We start from the raw sequence: 21,007 nt of genomic DNA, 5'->3' as shown, positions 1-21,007 counted from the left end.
CCGCGGGGTTTATGATCTCCTCATGGATATCGACGTGGCGCAGTGGGCGGTGCTCCTTATGGGAGCGGCGGGGGCAGGCTGGATCGACGCGGTCATTGGCGGGGGAGGCCTCGTGCTTATTCCGCTATTGCTTGCCGTCGTGCCGGGGCTGGCACCGGCAACGGCGCTGGCCACCAACAAGCTCGCGGCGGTATCGGGCACGGCATCGGCGGCCGTGACCTTGGCGCGCAGGGTGGGCCCGCCGGCAGGAGAGCTCGTTCGCTACGCCCTCATCGCCCTCGTGTGCGCCGGGCTGGGCGCGAGTGTGGCGGCGAATCTAAATAGCGACATCATGCGCCCGCTCATTATCGTGCTGTTAGTGGTGGTGGGCGTCTTCGTGACCTTTAAGCCGAGCTTCGGCACCACCGAGTCACCCGGCATCCGCGGCGGATGGCGCACCTGGGCGGGGCTTGTGGCGGTCGCGGCCATCTCCTTTTATGACGGCATCTTTGGCCCGGGAACCGGCATGTTCCTGATCATGGCCTTTACCTTTATCTTCTCCCAGAACTTCTTAAAATCCGCGGCGATGGCCAAGGTGGTCAATACCGCCACGAACCTTGGCGCGCTGGTGACCTTTATCCTTGGCGGCCACGTGTGGTGGACCCTTGGTATCGCGTTGGCCGCCGCCAATATCCTCGGCGCCCAGGTGGGCGCGCGGACGGTGCTCAGCGGCGGGACGAAGTTTATCCGCTATGCCCTGCTTACCTTGGTAGTGGTCATGAGCTGCTATTTATCCTGGCAGCAGTGGGGTTAGGCTACATCCGGTTCTTGGTCCGCGCGGTGGCGATGGCATTCCACGGATCCTCGGGCCACGGGTGCTTGGGGTAGCGTCCGCGCATATCGGCGCGCACCCCGGCGTAGGGGCCGGACCAGAAGCTAGCAAGATCATCGGTGACCGCCAGCGGGCGGCCGGCGGGGGAGAGCAAGTGAAATTGCACGCGGTTGCCGCAGTACTCCGGAGATTCGGCCAGGCCGAAGCACTCCTGCAACTTGATGTGGACCACGGGGCGCTCGCCCGACCAGTCGATTTTGGCATCGCGGCCGGAGGGCACTGGGAGGCGCTGAGGTGCGAGCTCGTCTAAGCGGGTGGCTTCGGGCCAGGGGAGCAGGCGCTGCAGGGCGGGGTACATGTCTATCTTGGCGGTGGGGGTTCCCGCGGCAATCTGGTGCAGCTCGGGCCCGAGCCACTCGGCGGGATCGGCGGTATCGACATCCGGCCACGGATCGCCGTAGTGCGCGTGCAGGTGGCGGAGCCTATCTTTTAAGCTCTGGGCCTTCTCGCTGAAGGTAAATAAGCCCAGGCCCTCTTCGCGGATGCCGGCGGCTAGGGCTTGCGCAGCGGCATCGCCAGTGACCTTGACCGGGGTTTCGGACAACACAATCGCCCCGGCCGCCCGGACCTTGACCCCGCGCACGCGGCCCCCACGCAGGAAGGCGCGAGTTTCTTCGGTCACGCCGATGGCATCCAGCGCGGCGGATTCTGCGATGCGCGCGGCGGTGCGGATGATGGGGTTTCCGGCATTGGAGAGGGTGACCTCCGCGATGGCGAGCCACGGCGAGCCTGCCAGCCCGGAGTTATCCAGCAGCCGGGCGCGAGTGCCGCTGGCCAGCAGATAGTCTTCACCCACGCGCTTGGCCACCTGCTCGGGATAGGCGGTGGCGACGACCTCGCCGGGGTCTGCGGGGCCGAGATCCTCCACCAGGCGGGACAGGCGCTTGACTTCCTTCTGCGGTGCGGGGCGGCGGGTGAGATCGGTGGTATTGGTGGGGGCATCGGCAAGCGCGGCGATGGTGGGCGCCGCCTGGCTGCCGTGCCGGATAAGGGCCGCGCCGAGGCGGGGATCGGTGGGCAGGAGGGCGAGCTCCTGCGTCGCGCCAATGCGCTCGAGGGTGGCGCGCGCGGCCGCAAGGGCCTGGGCGGGCGGCGGATCGAGCAGCGGGAAATCCGGGCCCGCGCCCCAACAATCCAAAAACAGCGCAGCCTGCGTGAGATCCGCGGACAGGATCTCCGGAGTGGTGTGCGGGGAAAAGTGTTGGTAATCGTCCTGGGAATAGCAACGAATGACCGTACCTGGCGCCTCACGCCCGGCACGGCCCGCGCGCTGGTCCGCGCTCGACTTCGACGTGGAGACCGTTACCAAACCGGACATACCGCGCTGCGCATCGCGCCGGGGAACGCGGGCCAGCCCCGCATCTACCACCACGCGCACGCCAGGCACCGTCAGCGAAGACTCTGCGATGGATGTCGCCACCACAATGCGCTGCTCATCGGTATAAAGCGCGGCATCCTGCTCCGCGGTGGTCTGCTTGCCGTGCAGCGGGAAAACATTATGGCCCTGCAGCTCCTCGCACACCAGGTTGACCTCGCGCACGCCGGGCACGAAGACCAGCGTGGATTCGTGTTGGCGGGCCGCTTGCTTGGCGATGCCCCCGTAAAACTCCCGCGATCCCGCCGCGCGCCCCGGCTGCGGCGCGTACTGGATATCCAGGGGATAGGTCACCGCCTCGGTGGTGTGGACGGGCGCGCCCATGAGCTGGGAAAAGCGCTGTGCGTCTACCGTGGCGGACATGGCGATGACGCGGAAGTCCTCGCGCAGCTCGGCCAGTTCTAGGCACATGCCGAGCACCAGATCCGTATCCAGCTGGCGCTCGTGGACCTCATCGATGGCTACGGCGGCCACGCCCTCGAGCTCCGGATCCTTTAGCAGGCGGCGCAGCAGCACGCCCGGGGTGACGAATTCGACCTCGCTTCCCGTGCGGGATTCGCCGCGGATGGCGAAACCGACCTTCTCCGGGGTGCCGCTGAGGGTGCTCAAGCGCTGGGCGGCCGCGCGCACGGCCACGCGGCGCGGGGCGGTGACGATGACCTTGCCGCGCCCTGCGGAATGATTGGCTAGTGCTGGTGGCACGAGCGTGGTTTTACCCGTGCCGGGCGGTGCCTGAATGACGACGTTTCCGGTGCGAGGCAGCGAATCGATGGTCTCGGCTACGGGCAGCCCCGCGCCGATGCTGGCGAGATCGAACATTTAGTTGGCGGCCCCAAAACCTTCCACGGGGCCGTCCAAATCCTTGCGCTCCCACGAATCCTCATCGCCGTCCAGCGTGCGCACCACGCGGCCGGGCGTGCCCAGGACCAGCGAATTATCCGGGATATCCTTGGTCACCAGCGTGCCGGCACCAATAACGCAGTTTTCACCAATGGTAACCCCCGGCATGACGGTGGCATTGGCCCCAAACCACGTATTGCGCCCCACGGTGATGGGGTGGGCGATTTCCCACCCGCCCTCGCGCATCGCGTGATCGTTAACGGGGTGGCCCACCGTAATAAACGAGCAATTGGGCCCAATCAGCACGCGGTCCCCGAATGTGACCTTGGCCTGGGCCAATATGCTGCTGCCAAAGTTGATGAAGACGCCTTCCCCACAGACGATATTGCAACCGTATTCCATATTCAGCGGCGCGTGCGCCCCCGGCACGTGTGATTCCTCCGGCAAGATCTCCCGCAAGATTGCCTGCGCCTGCTCCTTATCGGTGTTGTGCAGATCGTTGAACTGCCCAATCAACCCAAAGGTGCGCTGGTGCTCCTTATCGATGTCCCCCATGCCCGGCAGATGCCACTGCCCACCGGTCATTCGCTCCCAAGTGCCGTAGCGTTGCAGGTCGTGCAGCTTCTGTTCATCCATGGTGGCCATTGTAGAGGGCGCGTGGCCTAACCGATTAGCGGTTAGGGTGGAGGCATGCTTTTTGATTCGCTGCCGCGGCCGAATGCGTACGTCGCGCCGGGCGTGGGGCACGTGCCGGGATGGGTGGGCATCGGCAAGCAAAAGGCCCTGGTAGAAGAGACACGGGAGATCGCTCGCGCGTATGCGCATACGCCGATGGCGATGGTGCAGCCGCGGCTGAAATCGGGTGGGCAGATGAGCGTATTTCAGCTGCATCTTGGCCGGTATTGGCATTATCCCAGCTACCGGTACGTGGACAATATGGAAGGCACGCGGGTGCCGCCGGTACCGGATAGCCTGCGGGAATTGGCCCCGGCGGCGCTGCGACAGGCGGCCCAGATTGCCCCGGAGCTGGAACCATGGGTGGATAACTTCGTGCCGGAGATGGCGCTGGTGAATTATTATCCGCCCGGCTCGGCGATGGGCATGCACGTAGATGACTCTGAGGAATCGCCCGCGCCCGTGATTTCGCTTTCGATTGGGGATGAGGCCCTCTTCCGCATAGGCCATACCGAAAATCGCACCAAGCCCTGGGACGATGTGACCCTGTGCTCGGGTGATTTGGTGGTCTTTGGCGGGCCGAAGCGCTTTGCCTACCACGGGGTGGTGCGGGTAAATGATGGCACGCTGCCGGAGGGATGCGGGCTGCAAGAAGGCAGAATCAATATCACCATCAGACAAGTTTCGGCGAGCGCGGTAGGCTAGGGCGGGTTACATAAAGGTTGAAGAAAAGAGGTTTTTCTTATGTCCCGAATTGGCATCATCATCGGTTCCACCCGCGATAAGGCGGCAGGCCAGGCAGTAGGCGAGTGGGTCAACGACCTCGCCCAAGGCCGTGAGAATGGCGTGGAGTACCAGCTGTTGGAGCTCAAGAAGTTCAATATCCCCATCCTCACCAGCGAGGTTGTTCCGGGTGCGGCGAATAAGCAGTACGATGACGCCAACGTGCAGGAATGGTCCAAGGCCGTCGATGCCTGCGATGGCTTCGTCTTCGTGACCCCGGAGTACAAACACTCCGTGCCCGGTGCGTTCAAGAATGCTTACGACTCGCTCGGCGCGGAATGGGCGGGCAAGCCGGTGGCCTTCGTGGGCTATGGTTCCGTCGGCGGCGTGCGCGCGGTCGAGGCATGGCGCAATGTCGTGGCTAACTTCTCCATGCCACAGCTGCGCAACCAGCTGGACTTTAATATCTTTACCGATTGGAACGACGGCGAATTCCGCCCCAGCGATGACTCCTACGAGCGCGCAAATTCCCTGCTTTCTGAGCTCGAGGACGCACTCCAGTAGAAAAAGCCCTGCACCGTGCTGCGCGCTGCGTAGCATGGGGTGCATGACTGAAAAGAAAGTAGCAGTAGTAACCGGTGCCTCCTCTGGTATTGGGGAGGCCACCGCGCGCTCTTTGGCCAAGGACGGTTGGCACGTCGTGGTGGGAGCTCGCCGCACAGACCGCCTGCAGCAGCTTGCCAATGAAATCGGTGGCGAGGCCTATGAGCTGGACGTTACCTCCGATGTTTCTGTTTCCAAGTTCGTCTCCCACCTCGACCGCGTAGATCTTTTGGTCAATAACGCCGGCGGTGCCAAGGGCTTGGAGCCGCTTGTCGATACCTCCATTGAGGACTGGCAGTGGATGTACGAGACCAACGTGCTCGGCACCGTGCGCATGATTCAGGCGCTCATGCCCAAGTTAGAGCGGGTGCCGGATCTTTCCGGGCTGATTATTAATGTCGGTTCCATTGCCGGCTGGACGGTGTACGAAGGCGGTTCAGGCTATAACACCGCGAAGCACGGCGTGCGCGTGATTTCTCGCGCGCTGCGCCTAGAAAACCACGATGTGCGCGTTACCGAGATCGATCCTGGCCGCGTGGCCACGGACTTTTCCTTGGTGCGCTTCAAGGGCGATGAGAAACGCGCGGCCAAGGTGTATGACGGCCAGCTCAACCTCGTGGCAGAGGATATTGCCGAGGCCATCCGCTGGGTTGCTGCCCAACCGGCCCACGTCAACGTGGATACGATGACCATCAAGCCGCGCACGCAAAGCTAGGCTGCCTTGCTTTCGAGCATCGAACCTTTGATACTCCGGAGTGTAAATGACGATCCCTTTGTAACGACAAGTAAGTTAGAAGAAGAGAGAAAAGGAACCTGAGTTCTCGATATTGTGCGACAAATATTTATAGAGTTTTGAAAATTTTCTTGAAAGTTCACCAAAGGTTTGGAGCGTTTAAGTAGCAGTGCAAACTTGCACGAGAAGCAGTCAAATAGGATTTGAACAACGAAAATTACTTAGCTGATGTGTTCCGTCGACTTGGAGTGACATGCGAGGATGAACATCGCGAAAACGGATTAAGCGCTCGCGATTTTCAAATAAATTACGAAGCCTCAAATTTTACTTAGTACATGGAACCAAGCTTGGATGATTAAGCTTGTGAAGTTTTCTGAGTTTAGATGAGTTTCACTTCAAAACTACTCTGCCTGTTATGCTCGGTCACTAGTGACTCAAATCCTTGAGGGCTTTTGACAGATCTAAGTACAAGTAGTCATCATTTGAATCTTCTGAGCCACGTTCGCTAAGCCAGTTGACAATTGACTTCCAATTATCCAGTGACGCATCTATATTTTCTTGTTGTTTAATGATGCTGATAAGAATTGTTTCGGTTCTCGCCGCTAGACGAACCTGATCGTATTTATTGTTCTTTATTGCCTGAAATAGTGTCTCTATATGATCCTTTTTTAAATCTTTAGCAAAAAGTTCCAAAGCGCGAAGATTCGCCTCGGCATCACGAAAACTGCAAGATTCCCTGACCAGCACTAAAGCCCGTTGAATTAAAGATTCACGATCGGAAGTTAAATTATGTAATGTAGCTAGTTGCTTTGCTTCCAGATTGTCGATTAGTTGAGATCTGCGGTCCCTAAATTTCTGTTTGAGCGGAGGGTCGCCAGCTACGTAACCTTTTGAAAAGAGATCGGAGTCTTTAGCTGCGGAGATTACCGTTGATAGACGTTTTTCGGCGGTTCCGGGGATAGTATCCCAAAAAGTCTGCTGTGAGCCGTATGCCCCGACAGCACGAATAAGAGTGGCGTCATCTAGCTTTCCGCTTTTCTCCCAGTTAGCAAGAACGCTGTTAAGAGCTCTTTCGAAATCACCGGGTGCTGCAGTGCTCAGGCTACAAGCTGATGACCGTGCCCGTGAACCTACCCTCGGATCTTTCTCTGGTAGCTCCGCAGTGGATTTTAAGCTCCACTTGATCAAGAGCTTGCAAAGATTCAGTTGTGTCGATTTTGTGGAATGCCGGTAGAAACGGTCAACAAAGTAGTCTTCATCGTCGGGCCAACCGTCGCTTAAGATTTCTTTTTTGAATAGTTCGAGTTGAGCCTTACCCGCTATCGGTGGATGAGAGAATGTTGCACGATGTGCGGCGATAATATGAGAGCGTACTAGTTCTCCGTCGGGTTCAAACAGTTTATCATTCTCGATGAAGCCAGGATGAGCGCACAAATCTCGATCTGTCTTAAGCCTTTGGAGTTCCTCTCTTTCCCGGTGGGTTAGAAGATTAAATTCTTCTTCGCACTTCTTGAGGAGTGTCCTTTCGAACTCTTGAGCTCGGGTGACGTTTTTATCTCTAATAGCAGTGTCATAGCCTTCCAAGTGCTTGCGCACTTCATTATCGCCAGTATCTGCCAGATATCGAAGTTTATGGATAAGGTCTACGGCAACTGTGATCCACAGCGAAACTAGTGAGGCACGGTGGGCGCCTGCATGATAGCAATTAATAACTTCGGAGAGGAGTGCTCGTGTTTTGGGGTTCTCTATTTCTAATTCGAGGGTGCTGAGATCTTTCATTAGAGATCCTAAAAAATAGATTTGGCCAAGTACAGGCCATGATTATAGTTGCCAACGCGGTGATCGAGATGAATTACACAGCAGCAAAATGGGTTAATGAATAGTTTTTAAGGCCTCGCAGGCTCATCAATGAGCGAGGGGCCTTAGGCTTTATAATTTTTTGCGCCTTATTGCAGACCGAACTGATCCCATGCGGCAGGGGCCAGGTTCTGGTACACGTGCTTGTGCTCTTGGTATTCGGCAAGGCCGGTGGGGCCCAGCTCGCGGCCATTACCGGACTGCTTGTAGCCGCCCCATTCCGCCTGCGGCAGGTACGGGTGGAAATCATTGATCCAAATGGTGCCGTGGCGCAGGGCGCGGGCAACGCGCTCGGCGCGGCCGGCATCGGAGGTGTACACCGCGCCGGCCAGGCCATACTCGGTGTCGTTTGCGATCTCGATGGCCTCCTCCTCAGTGGTGAAGGTCTCGATGGTCACGGTCGGACCGAAGGCCTCGTCGTGGACGCAGTCCATCTCGCGGGTAGCGCCATCGATAATCGTGGGCAGGTAGTACACGCCCTGGCCCAGATCCGTGGTGCCGGTGCCGTGCTGGCCGTTGGTGTCCTCGCTGGTGGCGGCGCGGCCGCCGGTGAGGATCTTGGCGCCTTGTTCGCGGGCCTTGTCCACGTAGGCTGCTACCTTCTCGCGGTGATCGGCCGAAATGAGCGGGCCGGTCTCGGCCTTCTCATCGGTGGGGCCACCGATCTTGATCTTCTCGGCGCGCTCGACCAGTGCGGCAACGAATTTATCGTGCAGGGACTCTTCCACTACGATGCGCGAGCCAGCGGAGCAGACCTGGCCGGAGTGGAAGAAGGCGCCGTTGAGCGCGTTATCCACGGCGACGTCGAAGTTGGCATCGGCGAAGATGACGTTCGGGTTCTTGCCGCCGAGCTCCAGCGCGGTGCGCTTGACGGTCTCTGCCGCGTTCTTTGCAATCAGCTTGCCGGTGATAAGGCCGCCGGTGAAGGAGACCATGTCCACGTCGGGGTGCTGGGAGAGCGGATTGCCGCAGTTGGCGCCGGCGCCGGTGATGAGGTTGCCCACGCCATCCGGCAGGCCGCATTCCTTCAGCGCCGCCATGAGCAGCATGGCGGTGTGCGGAGTCAGCTCCGCCTGCTTGAGCACGAAGGTATTGCCGGCAGCAAGGGCTGGGCCCACCTTCCAGGACACCTGCAGCAGCGGGTAGTTCCACGGGGTAATCAGGCCGCAGACGCCCACCGGCTCGGCGTCGATGCGCGAGCGCAGGTTGGGATCTTGCGGGTCGACCACGCGGCCGGCTTGGTGCTGGGCCAAGGTGCCGAAGTACTCGAAAGCATTGGCAATATCGTCCATATCGCCCAGGGATTCCTCGTAGCGCTTGCCGGTATCCGCGGATTCGGCTTGGGCAAAAAGTTCCTTGTGTTCCCGGATGAAATCCGCCAGGCGGATGACAATCTTGCCGCGCTCGGCGGACGGCGTTGCGGCCCACTCGCCCTTATCGAATGTTTCACGTGCAACCTGGATGGCACGCAGGGTATCTGCCTCGGATGCCTCGGAGACGACGCCGACGGTAGAGCCATCGGCAGGGCAGACAATGGTGCGGGTCTCGCCATCCTGGGCGGCCTCCCACTGGCCGTTGATGAAGAGCGACTTCGGGGCATCACCGGAGTGCACGCCCTGGAGCAATTCGGTGGTCGTGGGATCGAACAAGGTGTTCTGGGTGCTCAAAGTGCAAGCAACCTTTCTCTAATTGCGGCGGTATCGCCCGCCAGTTTAACTATCTTCGCGCCAGGTGCGTTCCGGCTCGGCGCCATCGGAGACATCGGAATCGCCCGGCTGGCTTTGCTGCATGTAGAGGAATGCCAGGTGGCGCTCGTACAGGTCCAGCACGTTATTGATGATCTGGTTTTCGGAGTAGCCGTAGACGTCATAGCCCAGCGAACCGGTCATGTCGTAGACCTCAAGGCGGTAGTACTCGCCGTCGCCCTCGCAGAAGTCCGGGCGCTCCGCGGAAACAGGGAAGAGCTGGTAGCGGAATTGGCGCTCGTTGTGCAGCCGGACTTCGAGATCGAGCTGGGGCAATTCGGCATCGGGAAGCTCACTGGTGAGCAAGATGGCGTCATAGCCGCGGGTGCGCATTTGCGTGGCCACCTGCTCGAGGGCGTAGGTGGCGGTTCCCCGCAGGTAGTCATCCATGTCCTGTTTGGTGGGGAAGGAATTGGCGCGGTCCAGGCGGTTCTTCCACAGGTTGGAATCGCTCGGCTCGCGCTCGGTGCGGCTGCTGATGGCGCCGTGCAACGCGGTTTTCCGGGCCTCACGCTGGAGGATTTCCAGGCGCAGCGACTTCCAGAGCGAGAACATGATGAGGTAGACCACGAACGCGAAGGGTAGGCCCATGACCACGGTTGCAGACTGCACGGTGGCAATGCCATCGAGCTGTAGCAACGCCAAGGTGAGCGCGCCGACGGTGATGGACCAGAAAATGCGCAGCCACCGGGCGCCATCTTGCCGGTTATCCGTGATGCGGGAAGTGAAGTTCGACATGACCAGCGCACCGGAGTCGGCCGAGGTGATATACAGCAGCAGGCCGATGAAGGTGGTCAGGAAGATGACGATGGCGGAGCCAGGGAATTCCTGGAGCATGTCGTAGAAACCCTGCTCCGGAACGTTGATGGCGTTTTCTGCAAATTCCGGATAGTCACCGGAGCGCACCATGTCCAGGGCGGTATTGCCAAAGAAGGACATCCACATCAAGATGAACAGGAAGGGGAAGGTCAGCGTGCCCAGGATGAACTGGCGCAGCGTGCGGCCGCGGGAAATGCGGGCCAGGAATAGGCCGACGAAGGTTGCCCAGGCAATCCACCAGGCCCAGAAGAAGAGGGTCCAGGACTGCATCCAGGTATCCACGCTGGCTTGGTCCTCAGCAAAGGCGAAGGTCTCCAGCGTCCAGGAGGGGAACTTGGAGACGTAGTCACCGATATTGGTGACGATGGCGTCGAAAAGGTAGGCGGTCTTGCCAAAGACCACGACGTAGATCATCAGCGCGATGGCCAGGTAGACATTGAGCTCGGAGAGGAAGCGAATGCCTTTATCCACACCGGATACGGCAGACAACGTCGCAATGGCGACCGCGATAATGATGAGCCCTGATTGCAGCCCCAGTCCTTGCTCGATGCCGAAGATGAGGTGGAACCCGTAGGACAGCTGCACCACGCCGATGCCCAGGGATGCGGTAACGCCAAAGACGGTGCCCAGCATGGCGGCAATGTCCACCGCCGAACCAATGGGCCCATGCACGCGCTTGCCGATGAGCGGGTACAGCGCCGAGCGGATAGCCAACGGCATATTCAGGCGGTAGGCGAAGTAACCAAAGGCCATGCCCATTAGCGCATAGAGCGCCCAGCCGGTAAGGCCGTAGTGGAACATGGCATAGACCACGGCTTCTTTTGCGGCCTCCATGGTTTCGCCATCGCCCACCGGCGGGTCCATGTACATCGTGACCGGCTCGGCCACGGCGAAGAACATGAGGTCCACGCCGATGCCGGCGGCAAAGAGCATGGATACCCACGAGAAGGTATTGAATTTGGGCCGGGAGTGGTCCGGGCCCATGCGGATGCTGCCGGTATTGGAAAAGGCGATGTAGAGGACGAAGACCACGGCGATGGTGGCGGTCAGGACGTAGAACCATCCCAGGTTCGTGCCGATCCATCCGGTGACGCGGGCGAGGGTATTCGCCGCGGATTCTTTGCCAAAGCCCGCATACAGGGCCATGGCGATAATCAGGACACCGGAAATGATAAAGACCGGCCAATTGGGCTTGGGCGCGGCCACCTCGTCTGCGCCGACATCGTCGCCGGTTTCGGCCTTGTAGCTGCCGACGATGGCGCGGACTTGGTTGCGCGGTTTATGGCCCTTGTCCCCAGTTGGGTGAGTTTCCCCAGTGGAGTGAGCGAGAGAGGTGTCGGAATCCCCTGTGTGGGACTCTTCATGGTCGTGCGGACCACGGTTTGCCATCTACTTCTCCTAGTCTTGATCGATTAAGTGTCGAATCTTTCGCAAGACTGCCCCGCAATTCCCCGAAAAGAGGGGTAAGAGATAGGTTGGTGGCATAAATCATATGCGAGCAATCTATGCGTAAAGACCCCGGATTTCATCTACTCAGATGCATACCCGAACACCGTAAATATACATTAATCTGGGAAAACGTCCACCAGATGTGTATTCTGGGGGCGCTATTGCGCATAAATGAAAGCGGAAAAGTATAGATTTTTTGCGCAGGATACAATGGATCCGCCCGAAATACGGCGAGAACTACGCGTGAGATGGCTCACAGAAGGAAGGGGATTTATGGGTATTGTGGACAAGTTGACTAAGAAGCGCTCGACAAAGAGGGCGACGGATGAGGTCAGCGATGTGGTCGTCGTCGGCGGTGGCTCTGCCGGCTCCGTCATCGCCGCTCGCCTGACCGAGGATAAAGACACCCGCGTGCTCGTTCTTGAGGCCGGCCGCCCGGATTCCCTGTGGGACCTATTCATCCACATGCCTTCCGGTTTCTCTTTCCCCATCGGGGCAAAGAACTATGACTGGATGTATGAATCCGATCCGGAACCGGAGATGAATGGTCGCCGCATCTACCATGCGCGCGGCAAGGTGCTTGGCGGTTCCTCTTCCATCAACGGCATGATCTACCAGCGCGGCAACCCCATGGACTACGAAAAGTGGGGCCAGAACCCGGGCATGGATAACTGGGATTTTGCCCACTGCTTGCCGTATTTCAACCGCATGGAAACCACCGCTGCCGCAGAAGACGATGATCCGCGCCGCGGCCACGATGGCCCGCTCTACCTGTCCCGCGGTCCTGCTACCTCGCCGCTGTTCCAGGCGCTATTTAAGTCGGTACAAGAGGCTGGCTATAACCTGACCAATGACGTCAACGGTTACCGCCAAGAAGGTTTTGCCCCCTTCGATCGCAATATCAAGCACGGCAAGCGCTGGTCCGCTGCCCGCGCCTACCTGTACCCTAACCAGGACCGCGACAACCTCGAGGTGCGGACCCGCGCATTTACCACCAAGATCCTCTTTGAAGGCACCAAGGCAGTGGGCGTGGAATACGAGTGGCAGGGTGGCACCCACCGCGTCTTCGCAGAAAAGATCGTCTTGTCTGCCGGTGCCATCAATACCCCGCAGCTGCTTGAGGTCTCTGGCGTGGGTGACCGCGAGATCTTGGAAAAGCACGGCATCGACGTCGTCAAGCACCTGCCCGGCGTGGGTGAGAACCTGCAGGACCACCTCGAGGTCTACATCCAGTACGAGACCACCAAGTCCACCGCTTCCTCCCAGCCCTACCTGGATAAGTGGCGCTGGCCGTTCATGGGCCTGCAGTGGCTGCTGACGAAGAAGGGTCCAGTGGCCACCTCGCACTTTGAGGGCGGCGGTTTCGTGCGCTCCAACGAGGATGAGGCCTACCCGAACTTGATGTTCCACTTCCTGCCCATGGCGGTGCGCTATGACGGCCAAAAGGCCGACGTTAAGCACGGCTTCCAGTGGCACGTCGGCCCGATGTTCTCCGATACCAAGGGCCACGTGCACATCAAGAGCTCCGATATCCGGCAAAAGCCCTCCATCCTCTTTAACTACCTGCGCACTGAGCAGGACCGCCGCGAATGGGTAGAAGCCGTCCGCGTCGCCCGCTCCTTGCTGGATACCAAGGCAATGGAGGAAGTTGGCGCCCGCGAGTTCAGCCCGGGCCCAGAGGTCCAGAGCGATGAGGAAATCTTGGAGTGGGTCCGCAATGACGGCGAAACCGCACTGCACCCATCCTGCACCGCCAAGATGGGCGATGAGTCCGATCCCATGGCCGTGGTGAACCCAGAAACCATGGGAGTATGGGGCATCGATGGCCTGTATATTGCCGATGCTTCCGTATTCCCCTCGGTTCCCAACGGCAATATCTACTCCCCGACTATGATGGTGGGCGAGAAGGCTGCTGACCTCATTGCCGGCCGCACGCCGCTCGAGCCCAACTACACTCCGTGGTACAAGGCACACGAGGATATGCCGCTCTACGCCGAAGGCGAGGCAATCCGTGACCACAAAGAGGCACCGAAGGGTGCTTACTAACGCCCGCTTACATTAAGGAGACAAAGCCGTGACCATTTCCTCTCTTCTTACCTTGATGGGAATTTGGCTCGCGGCTTTGGTGTCTCCGGGCCCGGATATCGTGCAGGTCATTCGCGTGGCCCCACGATCCACATGCGCCGGGCTATTGTGCGCGGTGGGGGTATTTAGCGGGACGGTCTTTTGGATTGTCGCCTCCCTGGCCGGTTTATCGGCGCTAATTACGGCGCGGCCGGGCGTGCTGAGCATCTTGCAATTGCTCGGTGGGCTTTTCTTGCTGTACATGGGTGTATCGTCCCTGCGCAGCGGGTTAGCCGCGCGGCGCGCGCCCGCTCACGAGGTGGACACGGAAGACTATGCGGACCAGGCACGGGCGGCTGGCGATGCCGACGTCGAAGACATGACCAACTGGCGGGCCTTCAAGCTGGGGCTGGTGACTAACCTGTCGAACCCCAAGGCATTGGTGTTTTTCGGTGCGGTATTCGCCCAATTCATCCGCCCGGATATGTCCGTGGGGTGGACTATCGCGGTGGCGTTAATCCTCGCGGCCATGTCCTTTGTGTGGTTTTCCGCCTTTGCGCTGCTCGTGCGCGCGGCCGCGCGGTGGACGGCGCGGTATTCCGCCGGCATCGATATGGTCTCAGGCCTCGTCTTTGGCCTGCTCGGTGTGGTGATGGCCGGGGAGGGTGCCACCGCGCTGCTGAAATCACAGTAGTTACCTGTTTCGCTGCAGGTGAGACACTTCCTACAGTTGAATGCGTTAGTAAAAATGCATACGAATGTGGAGGTGTTAGGTGGCTATAGGTGCCCTTGTGACCCTGATGGGCGTATGGTTCGCGGCCATGGCTTCGCCGGGGCCGGATGTGGTGCAGATTATCCGCCTGGGTGCGCGGTCCACCCGCGCGGCGGTGTGGGTGGCCATTGGCAGCACGACGGGCCTTGCCCTGTGGACCATCGCTTCGCTCGCCGGGCTTTCGGCATTGATCTCTACGCATGAGGGCATCCTGGTGCTCCTGCAGGTCCTCGGCGGCAGCTATCTGCTGTGGATGGCCTATAGCGCGATTTCCTCCGGCCTGCGGGAACGGCGCGCACCCGCCACCGTCGTGGGCACGGAAAAGCAGGCACCCCAACCGCGAGGGTTTACCCCGGACGGAATTATTAAGGCAAAGACGGCCTACCGCATGGGGTTGGTCTGCGATCTTTCCAACCCCAAGGTGGTCATCTTTTTTGGCGCCATCTTTGCCAATTTCATCGACCCAGGAATGGGCGTGGGCGGAAACGTCGTCGTCGCCGCGGTACTGGTGCTGGAAAGCTTGGTGCTCTTCGTCGGCGTCGGCTTGAGCACGCGCGCGGTATCGAAGTGGATGGCCAAGAACTCGGCGTGGGTGGACATCGTCAGTGGCATCGTCTTCCTGCTCCTCGGCGTGGTTATCCTCTTTGAAGGCATCCGTGGGCTTATTGCGATGTAGGCTGAACTTATGATTTTTACTACCACAAATACCGTCGACGGTTATGAAATCACCAAATACCTGCGCATCATCGCTGGTGAGACCGTTACCGGCATCAATATGCTCAAAGACTTTGGGGCATCGATACGCAATATTACCGGTGGACGCGCCTCAGGCTATGAAAGCGAAGCCATCAAGGCCCGCGAGGCGGCGCTGGATGAATTGTGGCGCCGCGGCCAGGAATTGGGTGCTGATGGCGTGGTGGGCATCGCCTTCGACTATTCCCCAATGGGCACCAATAATGACATGCTGTTGGTCACCGCCACGGGCACGGCGGTCTCCCTGCGCGCGCGTGACTAAGCCTGTCCACCCCCACCCATAGCCGCGCGGCAACGGGCTCTGGGTAAGCTGGGCGGCATGCTTGAGGTTGCAATTTCTGGCGAGTCCATCAAATTGGGCCAGTTTATTAAACTGGCCAGCTTGGTCGGAACCGGTGGTGAAGCCAAGGAACTTATCGCAGAAGGCGCGGTCACGGTCAACGGTGACACCGAGACCCGCCGCGGCGCTACGCTGCAGATTGGCGATGAGGTGTGCATCGAAGGCACCTGCGCGCGCGTGGGCGAGCCCGACGATGATGATGACTATTTTGATGAAGCCACCGCAGACGATGACTTTGATCCGGAAAAGTGGAGGAATCTATAAATGCCCGCATTTGAAGCCGAAGTAGGCATGCCCTACTGGATCGATCTGACCACCTCGGATCCGCGCAAGTCCGCCCACTTTTATGAGCAGGTCTTGGGCTGGGATATTTCGGCCGAGACCCAGGAGGACAACCCCTATCAGATGGCGCGCCTGCAGGGCCTGCCCATCGCCGGCCTCATCCCGCAGCCGGAGGAAGCCCCCACGCCGGATACCTGGGTGACCTACTTCCTCTCCAAAGACATCGACGGCGATTGCCAGCGCACGGAGAACCTCGGCGGGAGGATCCTCGCCGCGCCCCAGCCCGTGCAGCTGGGCCACATGGCCCTGCTTGCCGATGCCGCCGGTGGCATGTTCGGCCTCATCCAGCCCTCTGGCCCAGAGCACTTCGTCGCCGGTGGCGAACCCGGCACCCCGGTATGGCACGAGCTGACCGCCACGACGCGATTCCAGCAGGCCATGGACTTTTATGGCGAGCTATTCAACTGGGAGATTCGCGCCATGGAGTCTGAGGACGAGAATTTCATTTACGCCACCGTGGAAGAAGACGGCGCCCCGTTCGCGGGCCTGTGGAATGCTGAAGGCCAGTTCCCACCCCAGGTGCCGAGCTTCTGGCAGACCTACCTAGGGGTGCGCGATATCGATGAAGCCGCCAAGAAAGCGGTAGAGCTCGGCGGTGAAATCATCCGCGAGCCGTGGGATTCCCCCTTCGGGCGCATGTGCCTGCTCGCGGATTCCACCGGCGCGACCGTCACCCTGACTGAGGTCGAAGACGCCCCCGAGGATGAGCCCACCGAATCCGACGACGTGCTCAACCCCACCAGGGACTAAGCGCGGGGAGAGAGGCGTTGATGACAGGCTCCTCTGATTTGGCACAGCGCGTGCTAGCCATCGTGGCCGTTATCCCGCCCGGCAATGTGTCCTCCTACGGGGAGGTGGCAAAACTCGCCGGGTGCGGGGCCCGCAATGTCGGCACCGTGATGAATAGGCACGGCGGTAACGCCGCCTGGTGGCGCGTGGTCCGCGCCAATGGTGCCTCCCACGATCCCGTTCGCGCGGAAGAATACTGGAACCGCGAGGGCATCGAGCACTCCCACGGGCGCGTCGCCATGCATAAGCACGGCATGGATGCGCGGGACCTAGAAGTATTGCTGCGATAGATAGTACAATAGGGAAACTTTTTGCATTTATAGCCTGCGGCGATGTACATCCACGGCTACGCTATATGCGTTATGAAAAAATTAGCTATTGGTTCTCTCGTTACCGCACTTTCCTTCGTGACCATTCCCGCTGCCCAAGCGGTCAGCCTCGATCCCCAATCAGTGCCTGATCGTACGCAGATCACCGTTAGGCACGATTCCGGCGCCACCGTCTCGACTGCCAATAGTCACGAGTCCCGCCCGGCGCTATCCTTGAGCAAGCTCTACCTGGGATATTGGGTGCTCAAGTATGGTTCTGCCGCCGATAAGGCCCAAGTGGAAAATATGATTCGCTATAGCGACGATAATGTGGCCAGCGACCTGGACCGCCGCTACCCGCAGGCCATTCCCAGCATCATCCAAGAATTCGGGCTGAGTGAAACTCACTACACCGGCTACTGGGGAACCACGCAGACCTCGACCGAAGATATCGCGCGGTTTACCGCGGAGATCCAGCACGACCCCATCGCAGCACCCATTTTTGCGGGAATGGCCACTGCTGCTCCCGTGGCTGCGGATGGGTACCGCCAGGATTTCGGCACCGACCACATTCCCGGAGTATGGGGCACCAAATTCGGTTGGTCCGATGACCGCACCATCCACGCCTCCGTATCTACCGGGCATGGGTTTACCGTAGCCGCCAATACGTATGGCGATGCGCAGACCCATACCGCGGATGTCATGCGCGGCATCGACAATGCGCCGGTCGGCGGGTCCAGTGAGGCCATCGGCGCGCGCATCGAAAACGACCTCAACCTGCCAGAACCTGCGCAGCAGGCGCTTCGCGATGCCACCCGCACCGCGGCCGATCTTGAGCGCCAAGCGTGCGCGAACGCTAATCAAGCCCTGGCGCAGGTAAGCCAAGTGCGGGTGTGCCAATAAGCGCCGAGGGACTGGCCGTTAGATCAGGTTCCAGACGGTCACGGCCATGATGACAAGTCCCATGCAAAAGACGAAGTAATTCCAGATGTCGTTTTTGAACTGGGAATAGTCATCGACCTTTTTAAACATGTAGACCGGCACCAGATAGACCAAGAATGCCACGAAGATGCCGCCAACCACTGAAATCATGTCCATGATGGAGGGGTTGAAGACGGCCACGAGGGCCGTTGCCACGAATACGATGACATAAATGATGTTGAGCAGCGCGCGGCGCGAAAGCTTATTGGCCATGCGGGGAACGGCAATGCGCAGGAGGTACTCGGTGCCTTCCTCGGAACCAAGCATGTGCCCGAAGTAGGAAGAGATGATCGCGCACATGGTAATTAGCGGTGCCATATAACCAATGAACGGCGTGCCCGTGACGTTGGCGAAATAAGACAGCACCGGGATGTTTTGATCGGCTGCCTCCTTCAATCCGTCCGCTCCGAGCGCGAGGACGCAGGACCAGACGAAGAACATGGTAAATACCACGAGCATTGCGGCGGTATAGAGCTCCACGCGGGAGACGAACTTCTCCGTCTTTTTGCCGTAGGCCGGCTGCACGTCTACGGAGAATTGCGATAGCGCGGCCATGTGGGAAAAGGAAAAGACCAGCACCGGAAGAATAAGCAGGATGCCCTTAAGGATTCCCCAGATACCGCCTTCGTATTCAACGTTGAGGAAGCTTTCGAAATCCCACTTGGGGATCAAATAAATGGAGGTTGCCGCCAAGGCGACGATGAGCGGGTAGACCAGCATCTGGGCCAGCCACAGCATGGGGCGGCGGCCGATGGCAAAAAGGCCCGTCATGACGCCTACGCAGGCAATGGATAGTATCCACCTGTTGATGCTCGGCCCGCCGAGCTGGTTGACGATGAAGCTATCGACCACATTGGTAATGCTGATGCCATAAATGAGCACTGTTGGCACGATGGCCAGCCAATACAAGACGGCGATGAAAAGGCCGCTATTGCGGCCAAGGTAGTAGCGCACCAGCTCTAGGACGTCTTTCCTGTGTTGTTCTTGTGGTGCGCCGCTGACTATGCGGGCGTAGGTCCGGTGGGAAAAATACACCAGCGGGAAGATGAACACGGTGGCGAAGACGAGCGGCCAAAATCCGAAGGCGCCGGCGTTGAGCGGCAAGAAGAGGATGCCGGCACCAACACCGGTGCCAAAAAGCGCGATGACCCAAGACAGGGCGGAGCCCACCGCCTTCTGCCGGTTGGCTTCCTCTGCGGAATTTGTCGGAGCTGCCCCCTCGGTACTTTCCGTGCTGTCATCCGTGCGGGACTCGTGGGTTGGGGCATTCATGAAGGTCCTCAGTCCTTAAAGTGGAGGATAGGTGGCAAAAGCGCCTTGTAGAGAGTGTAGCGAAAGTCACTACCCGCATGTGCCTTAAACCACAGATTTTTGCGGCCGGGGGGGGGATCTACGGAAGGCTCGAGCGTCTAAAGCAACCGCGTTTCTCTGAAAGCTGGAGAAGTTTTGGCGGAATGCGGTTGGTTTGGACATTTTGGGAGAAACAAGCACGGCTTGGGGTTAGCGGGTGAAGGATAGCGCCTCCTCTGCGGTGCTGTGGCTGTAGCTGTCATCGTCGTGTGCGTATTTATTGCCGCGCAGGATGAGCCAGACGCTCAGCGGGTACAAGATAATAGCTACGGCAAGGGCCTGGATAACGGCCGCGATATCGGAATCGTGCAGGTAATTCCAACCAAAGTGGAGGAGGAAGGATACCGCGAGGCAGCCGAGTGCCACGCTGATGCGCCACCAGAGCGGCTTGGCGGCAGCGTAGAGGGCCCAGCCGATGCCCCAACCGGCCAGCGCCGTGAGCAAAACGTGCAGGCCAGGGCCGGCGATAAGGCGCAGGCCCCACATCTGTATGAGCCCGGTGAAATCGCTATCCGGGTGGGTGGTAGCGCCCATGGAGCCGTAAAGGATGTTTTCGTTGGCTTCAAATCCAAGGCCGATGACGGCGCCGACCATCCACCCGTGCCAGGGGCGGTTGAGTTGGCGGAAGGACATCAGGACGAATAAAACGCCCGTGGCCTTGGAAATCTCTTCGGGATAGGCGCCGCTCCAGGACATGAAGGAATCGATCCAGCCTGAATTGATGGCGAGCTGCATGACCGCCGGGGAGCTCATAGATGCCAAGCTAATGGCCATGCCGGAGCCCCATAAAAAGGCAAGCGGTGCCCATACGCGCGCCGGGCGCGCCCACATAGGGCTCAGGCGCAATAGCGCGATGACTACCGCGACGAGGATCGCCGCGATGAGGATGCTGATAATGCCCATCAGCGGTGAGATCAATAGGGTGATGACCGTCTGGGAGATAAAACCGATAAGGCCCAGACCGGAGAAAATCCACAGCGCGGTGCGAAAGAGCTTAGACATTTAAACCAAGGCCTTTCCAGAAAACTCCTCGATATCAGCGGTGACTTCTTCTGGTAGTTCGTCTTGCCCGAAGGCCTTCCAGAGGCGTTGAGTGGTCGTGCGCGTTGCGGCGGATTCCCCGGTGACGGTGACCACCCAGTCCTTATTTTCGTCCGCACCGGTGCCGTTGATGGAGATGGCGGCGGTGGAGGAGGGGGCATCGGCAAGCGCGAGGGCGCCATTTTTACCTTCGTAGACCTCGCCCTCGGGAAGACCTGGGGCCATGCCATAGGCCCGGACCATGCGGCGCAGGGTGTGTTCATCGTCGTCGGTATCTTCCACGATGACCGCCTGCACGGAGGTGTCACCGCAGGTCCAGCCAACGCTAGCCAGCGAAGTATAGTCGCGCTCGCAGTACAGATCAGGCACGGTAATATCCCAGTCCTGGCTGGGATCAGACAGGGTTACTTGCTCCACATCGGCGGGGTGCGGCGGTAGCACCGCGTGGACGATGGCGGGCAAGGCGAGGACCACCGTCACGAAGGCAAGGACGGCGATAAAGAGGACGCGCGGCCGGGCTGGTGGAAAGCGGAATTTTTCCATAGTCCATACCTTAACTGGAAGGTTTGGCCTACAG

At 59.6% G+C, this 21,007-nt stretch carries 20 protein-coding genes; 12 read left to right on the top strand and 8 right to left on the bottom strand.

Annotation, left to right across the window (positions count from 1 at the left end; translation table 11 throughout):
* Window positions 1–22: 22 nt before the first annotated feature.
* Window positions 23–793 carry a TSUP family transporter gene (locus MHX65_RS08415; RefSeq protein ID WP_239269672.1) on the top strand — a complete coding sequence of 257 codons (771 nt, stop codon included), beginning with the start codon at window positions 23–25 and terminating at the stop codon, window positions 791–793.
* 1 nt (window position 794) lies between these two features.
* Here MHX65_RS08415 and MHX65_RS08410 read toward each other — a convergent pair whose 3' ends face one another.
* Together MHX65_RS08410 and MHX65_RS08405 are read right to left on the bottom strand one after the other, a co-directional pair.
* The gene (locus MHX65_RS08410) at window positions 795–3,065 is read right to left on the bottom strand and encodes an ATP-dependent RNA helicase (RefSeq protein WP_239269671.1); all 2,271 of its coding nucleotides are present in this window, start codon (window positions 3,063–3,065) and stop codon (window positions 795–797) included.
* On the bottom strand, window positions 3,066–3,731 hold the full coding sequence (locus MHX65_RS08405) for a sugar O-acetyltransferase (protein ID WP_239269670.1): 666 nt from the start codon (window positions 3,729–3,731) through the stop codon (window positions 3,066–3,068). It abuts the gene before it with no gap.
* 45 nt (window positions 3,732–3,776) lie between these two features.
* Between MHX65_RS08405 and MHX65_RS08400 the strand changes: the two genes are divergently transcribed.
* The 3 genes from MHX65_RS08400 to MHX65_RS08390 are packed head-to-tail and all read left to right on the top strand — an operon-like array spanning window position 3,777 to window position 5,802.
* The gene (locus MHX65_RS08400; protein WP_239269669.1) at window positions 3,777–4,466 is read left to right on the top strand and encodes an alpha-ketoglutarate-dependent dioxygenase AlkB family protein; all 690 of its coding nucleotides are present in this window, start codon (window positions 3,777–3,779) and stop codon (window positions 4,464–4,466) included.
* 39 nt (window positions 4,467–4,505) lie between these two features.
* Window positions 4,506–5,048, top strand: a complete 543-nt coding sequence (locus MHX65_RS08395) for an NADPH-dependent FMN reductase (RefSeq protein ID WP_239269668.1) — start codon at window positions 4,506–4,508, stop codon at window positions 5,046–5,048.
* A gap of 34 nt (window positions 5,049–5,082) precedes the next feature.
* Complete coding sequence (locus MHX65_RS08390; RefSeq protein WP_237792272.1) at window positions 5,083–5,802, top strand: SDR family oxidoreductase; 720 nt, start codon at window positions 5,083–5,085, stop codon at window positions 5,800–5,802.
* A 444-nt stretch (window positions 5,803–6,246) separates the two neighbouring features.
* On the opposite strand, the gene MHX65_RS08385 is transcribed toward MHX65_RS08390, so the two are convergent.
* The 3 genes from MHX65_RS08385 to betT all read right to left on the bottom strand — a co-directional run bounded on the left by MHX65_RS08385 (window position 6,247) and on the right by betT (window position 11,630).
* Window positions 6,247–7,599, bottom strand: coding sequence for a hypothetical protein (locus MHX65_RS08385; RefSeq protein ID WP_239269667.1), 1,353 nt, complete (start codon window positions 7,597–7,599; stop codon window positions 6,247–6,249).
* A gap of 167 nt (window positions 7,600–7,766) precedes the next feature.
* Entirely contained in the window at window positions 7,767–9,344 is a 1,578-nt protein-coding gene (locus MHX65_RS08380; RefSeq protein WP_239269666.1) for an aldehyde dehydrogenase family protein, read from the bottom strand.
* Window positions 9,345–9,389: 45 nt separating this feature from the next.
* The gene (gene betT / locus MHX65_RS08375; RefSeq protein ID WP_239269665.1) at window positions 9,390–11,630 is read right to left on the bottom strand and encodes a choline BCCT transporter BetT; all 2,241 of its coding nucleotides are present in this window, start codon (window positions 11,628–11,630) and stop codon (window positions 9,390–9,392) included.
* 333 nt (window positions 11,631–11,963) lie between these two features.
* On the opposite strand from betT, the gene betA reads away from it, so the two are divergent.
* The 8 genes from betA to MHX65_RS08335 all read left to right on the top strand — a co-directional run bounded on the left by betA (window position 11,964) and on the right by MHX65_RS08335 (window position 17,961).
* Complete coding sequence (gene betA, locus MHX65_RS08370; protein WP_239269664.1) at window positions 11,964–13,736, top strand: choline dehydrogenase; 1,773 nt, start codon at window positions 11,964–11,966, stop codon at window positions 13,734–13,736.
* 28 nt (window positions 13,737–13,764) lie between these two features.
* Complete coding sequence (locus MHX65_RS08365) at window positions 13,765–14,448, top strand: LysE family translocator (protein WP_239269663.1); 684 nt, start codon at window positions 13,765–13,767, stop codon at window positions 14,446–14,448.
* A gap of 106 nt (window positions 14,449–14,554) precedes the next feature.
* Window positions 14,555–15,202 carry a LysE family translocator gene (locus MHX65_RS08360; RefSeq protein WP_005276251.1) on the top strand — a complete coding sequence of 216 codons (648 nt, stop codon included), beginning with the start codon at window positions 14,555–14,557 and terminating at the stop codon, window positions 15,200–15,202.
* 9 nt (window positions 15,203–15,211) lie between these two features.
* Window positions 15,212–15,541 carry a YbjQ family protein gene (locus MHX65_RS08355; protein WP_005276253.1) on the top strand — a complete coding sequence of 110 codons (330 nt, stop codon included), beginning with the start codon at window positions 15,212–15,214 and terminating at the stop codon, window positions 15,539–15,541.
* Between the two features lie 57 nt (window positions 15,542–15,598).
* On the top strand, window positions 15,599–15,883 hold the full coding sequence (locus MHX65_RS08350) for an RNA-binding S4 domain-containing protein (RefSeq protein WP_023016489.1): 285 nt from the start codon (window positions 15,599–15,601) through the stop codon (window positions 15,881–15,883).
* Entirely contained in the window at window positions 15,884–16,711 is an 828-nt protein-coding gene (locus tag MHX65_RS08345; RefSeq protein ID WP_239269662.1) for a VOC family protein, read from the top strand.
* Between the two features lie 20 nt (window positions 16,712–16,731).
* Window positions 16,732–17,040 (top strand): MGMT family protein, encoded by a 309-nt coding sequence (locus MHX65_RS08340; protein ID WP_239269661.1) that lies wholly within the window; start codon window positions 16,732–16,734, stop codon window positions 17,038–17,040.
* A gap of 72 nt (window positions 17,041–17,112) precedes the next feature.
* Window positions 17,113–17,961 (top strand): hypothetical protein, encoded by an 849-nt coding sequence (locus tag MHX65_RS08335; protein ID WP_239269660.1) that lies wholly within the window; start codon window positions 17,113–17,115, stop codon window positions 17,959–17,961.
* Between the two features lie 18 nt (window positions 17,962–17,979).
* On the opposite strand, the gene MHX65_RS08330 is transcribed toward MHX65_RS08335, so the two are convergent.
* From MHX65_RS08330 to MHX65_RS08320, 3 genes are all read right to left on the bottom strand, one after another.
* A complete protein-coding gene (locus MHX65_RS08330) occupies window positions 17,980–19,311 on the bottom strand; it encodes a septum formation initiator (RefSeq protein ID WP_239269659.1) in 1,332 nt (443 codons plus the stop codon).
* 228 nt (window positions 19,312–19,539) lie between these two features.
* Window positions 19,540–20,391, bottom strand: coding sequence for a PrsW family intramembrane metalloprotease (locus MHX65_RS08325; protein ID WP_239269658.1), 852 nt, complete (start codon window positions 20,389–20,391; stop codon window positions 19,540–19,542).
* Complete coding sequence (locus MHX65_RS08320; RefSeq protein WP_239269657.1) at window positions 20,392–20,973, bottom strand: hypothetical protein; 582 nt, start codon at window positions 20,971–20,973, stop codon at window positions 20,392–20,394.
* Window positions 20,974–21,007 lie beyond the last annotated feature (34 nt).

The sequence above is a fragment of the Corynebacterium sp. ACRPS genome (genome assembly GCF_022346005.1).
GTDB lineage: Bacteria > Actinomycetota > Actinomycetes > Mycobacteriales > Mycobacteriaceae > Corynebacterium.
This window is presented reverse-complemented; position numbering and strand designations above follow the sequence as displayed.

Bases quoted from the DNA above. Each gene is read 5' to 3' on its own strand.
- MHX65_RS08360 (WP_005276251.1), top strand. From the start codon at position 14,555: ATGGGCGTATGGTTCGCGGCCATGGCTTCGCCGGGGCCGGATGTGGTG.
- betA (WP_239269664.1), top strand. From the start codon at position 11,964: ATGGGTATTGTGGACAAGTTGACTAAGAAGCGCTCGACAAAGAGGGCG.
- MHX65_RS08415 (WP_239269672.1), top strand. From the start codon at position 23: ATGGATATCGACGTGGCGCAGTGGGCGGTGCTCCTTATGGGAGCGGCG.
- betT (WP_239269665.1), bottom strand. From the start codon at position 11,630: ATGGCAAACCGTGGTCCGCACGACCATGAAGAGTCCCACACAGGGGAT.
- MHX65_RS08320 (WP_239269657.1), bottom strand. From the start codon at position 20,973: ATGGAAAAATTCCGCTTTCCACCAGCCCGGCCGCGCGTCCTCTTTATC.
- MHX65_RS08350 (WP_023016489.1), top strand. From the start codon at position 15,599: ATGCTTGAGGTTGCAATTTCTGGCGAGTCCATCAAATTGGGCCAGTTT.
- MHX65_RS08335 (WP_239269660.1), top strand. From the start codon at position 17,113: ATGAAAAAATTAGCTATTGGTTCTCTCGTTACCGCACTTTCCTTCGTG.
- MHX65_RS08395 (WP_239269668.1), top strand. From the start codon at position 4,506: ATGTCCCGAATTGGCATCATCATCGGTTCCACCCGCGATAAGGCGGCA.
- MHX65_RS08325 (WP_239269658.1), bottom strand. From the start codon at position 20,391: ATGTCTAAGCTCTTTCGCACCGCGCTGTGGATTTTCTCCGGTCTGGGC.
- MHX65_RS08355 (WP_005276253.1), top strand. From the start codon at position 15,212: ATGATTTTTACTACCACAAATACCGTCGACGGTTATGAAATCACCAAA.
- MHX65_RS08385 (WP_239269667.1), bottom strand. From the start codon at position 7,599: ATGAAAGATCTCAGCACCCTCGAATTAGAAATAGAGAACCCCAAAACA.
- MHX65_RS08405 (WP_239269670.1), bottom strand. From the start codon at position 3,731: ATGGCCACCATGGATGAACAGAAGCTGCACGACCTGCAACGCTACGGC.
- MHX65_RS08410 (WP_239269671.1), bottom strand. From the start codon at position 3,065: ATGTTCGATCTCGCCAGCATCGGCGCGGGGCTGCCCGTAGCCGAGACC.
- MHX65_RS08345 (WP_239269662.1), top strand. From the start codon at position 15,884: ATGCCCGCATTTGAAGCCGAAGTAGGCATGCCCTACTGGATCGATCTG.
- MHX65_RS08390 (WP_237792272.1), top strand. From the start codon at position 5,083: ATGGGGTGCATGACTGAAAAGAAAGTAGCAGTAGTAACCGGTGCCTCC.
- MHX65_RS08400 (WP_239269669.1), top strand. From the start codon at position 3,777: ATGCTTTTTGATTCGCTGCCGCGGCCGAATGCGTACGTCGCGCCGGGC.
- MHX65_RS08340 (WP_239269661.1), top strand. From the start codon at position 16,732: ATGACAGGCTCCTCTGATTTGGCACAGCGCGTGCTAGCCATCGTGGCC.
- MHX65_RS08330 (WP_239269659.1), bottom strand. From the start codon at position 19,311: ATGAATGCCCCAACCCACGAGTCCCGCACGGATGACAGCACGGAAAGT.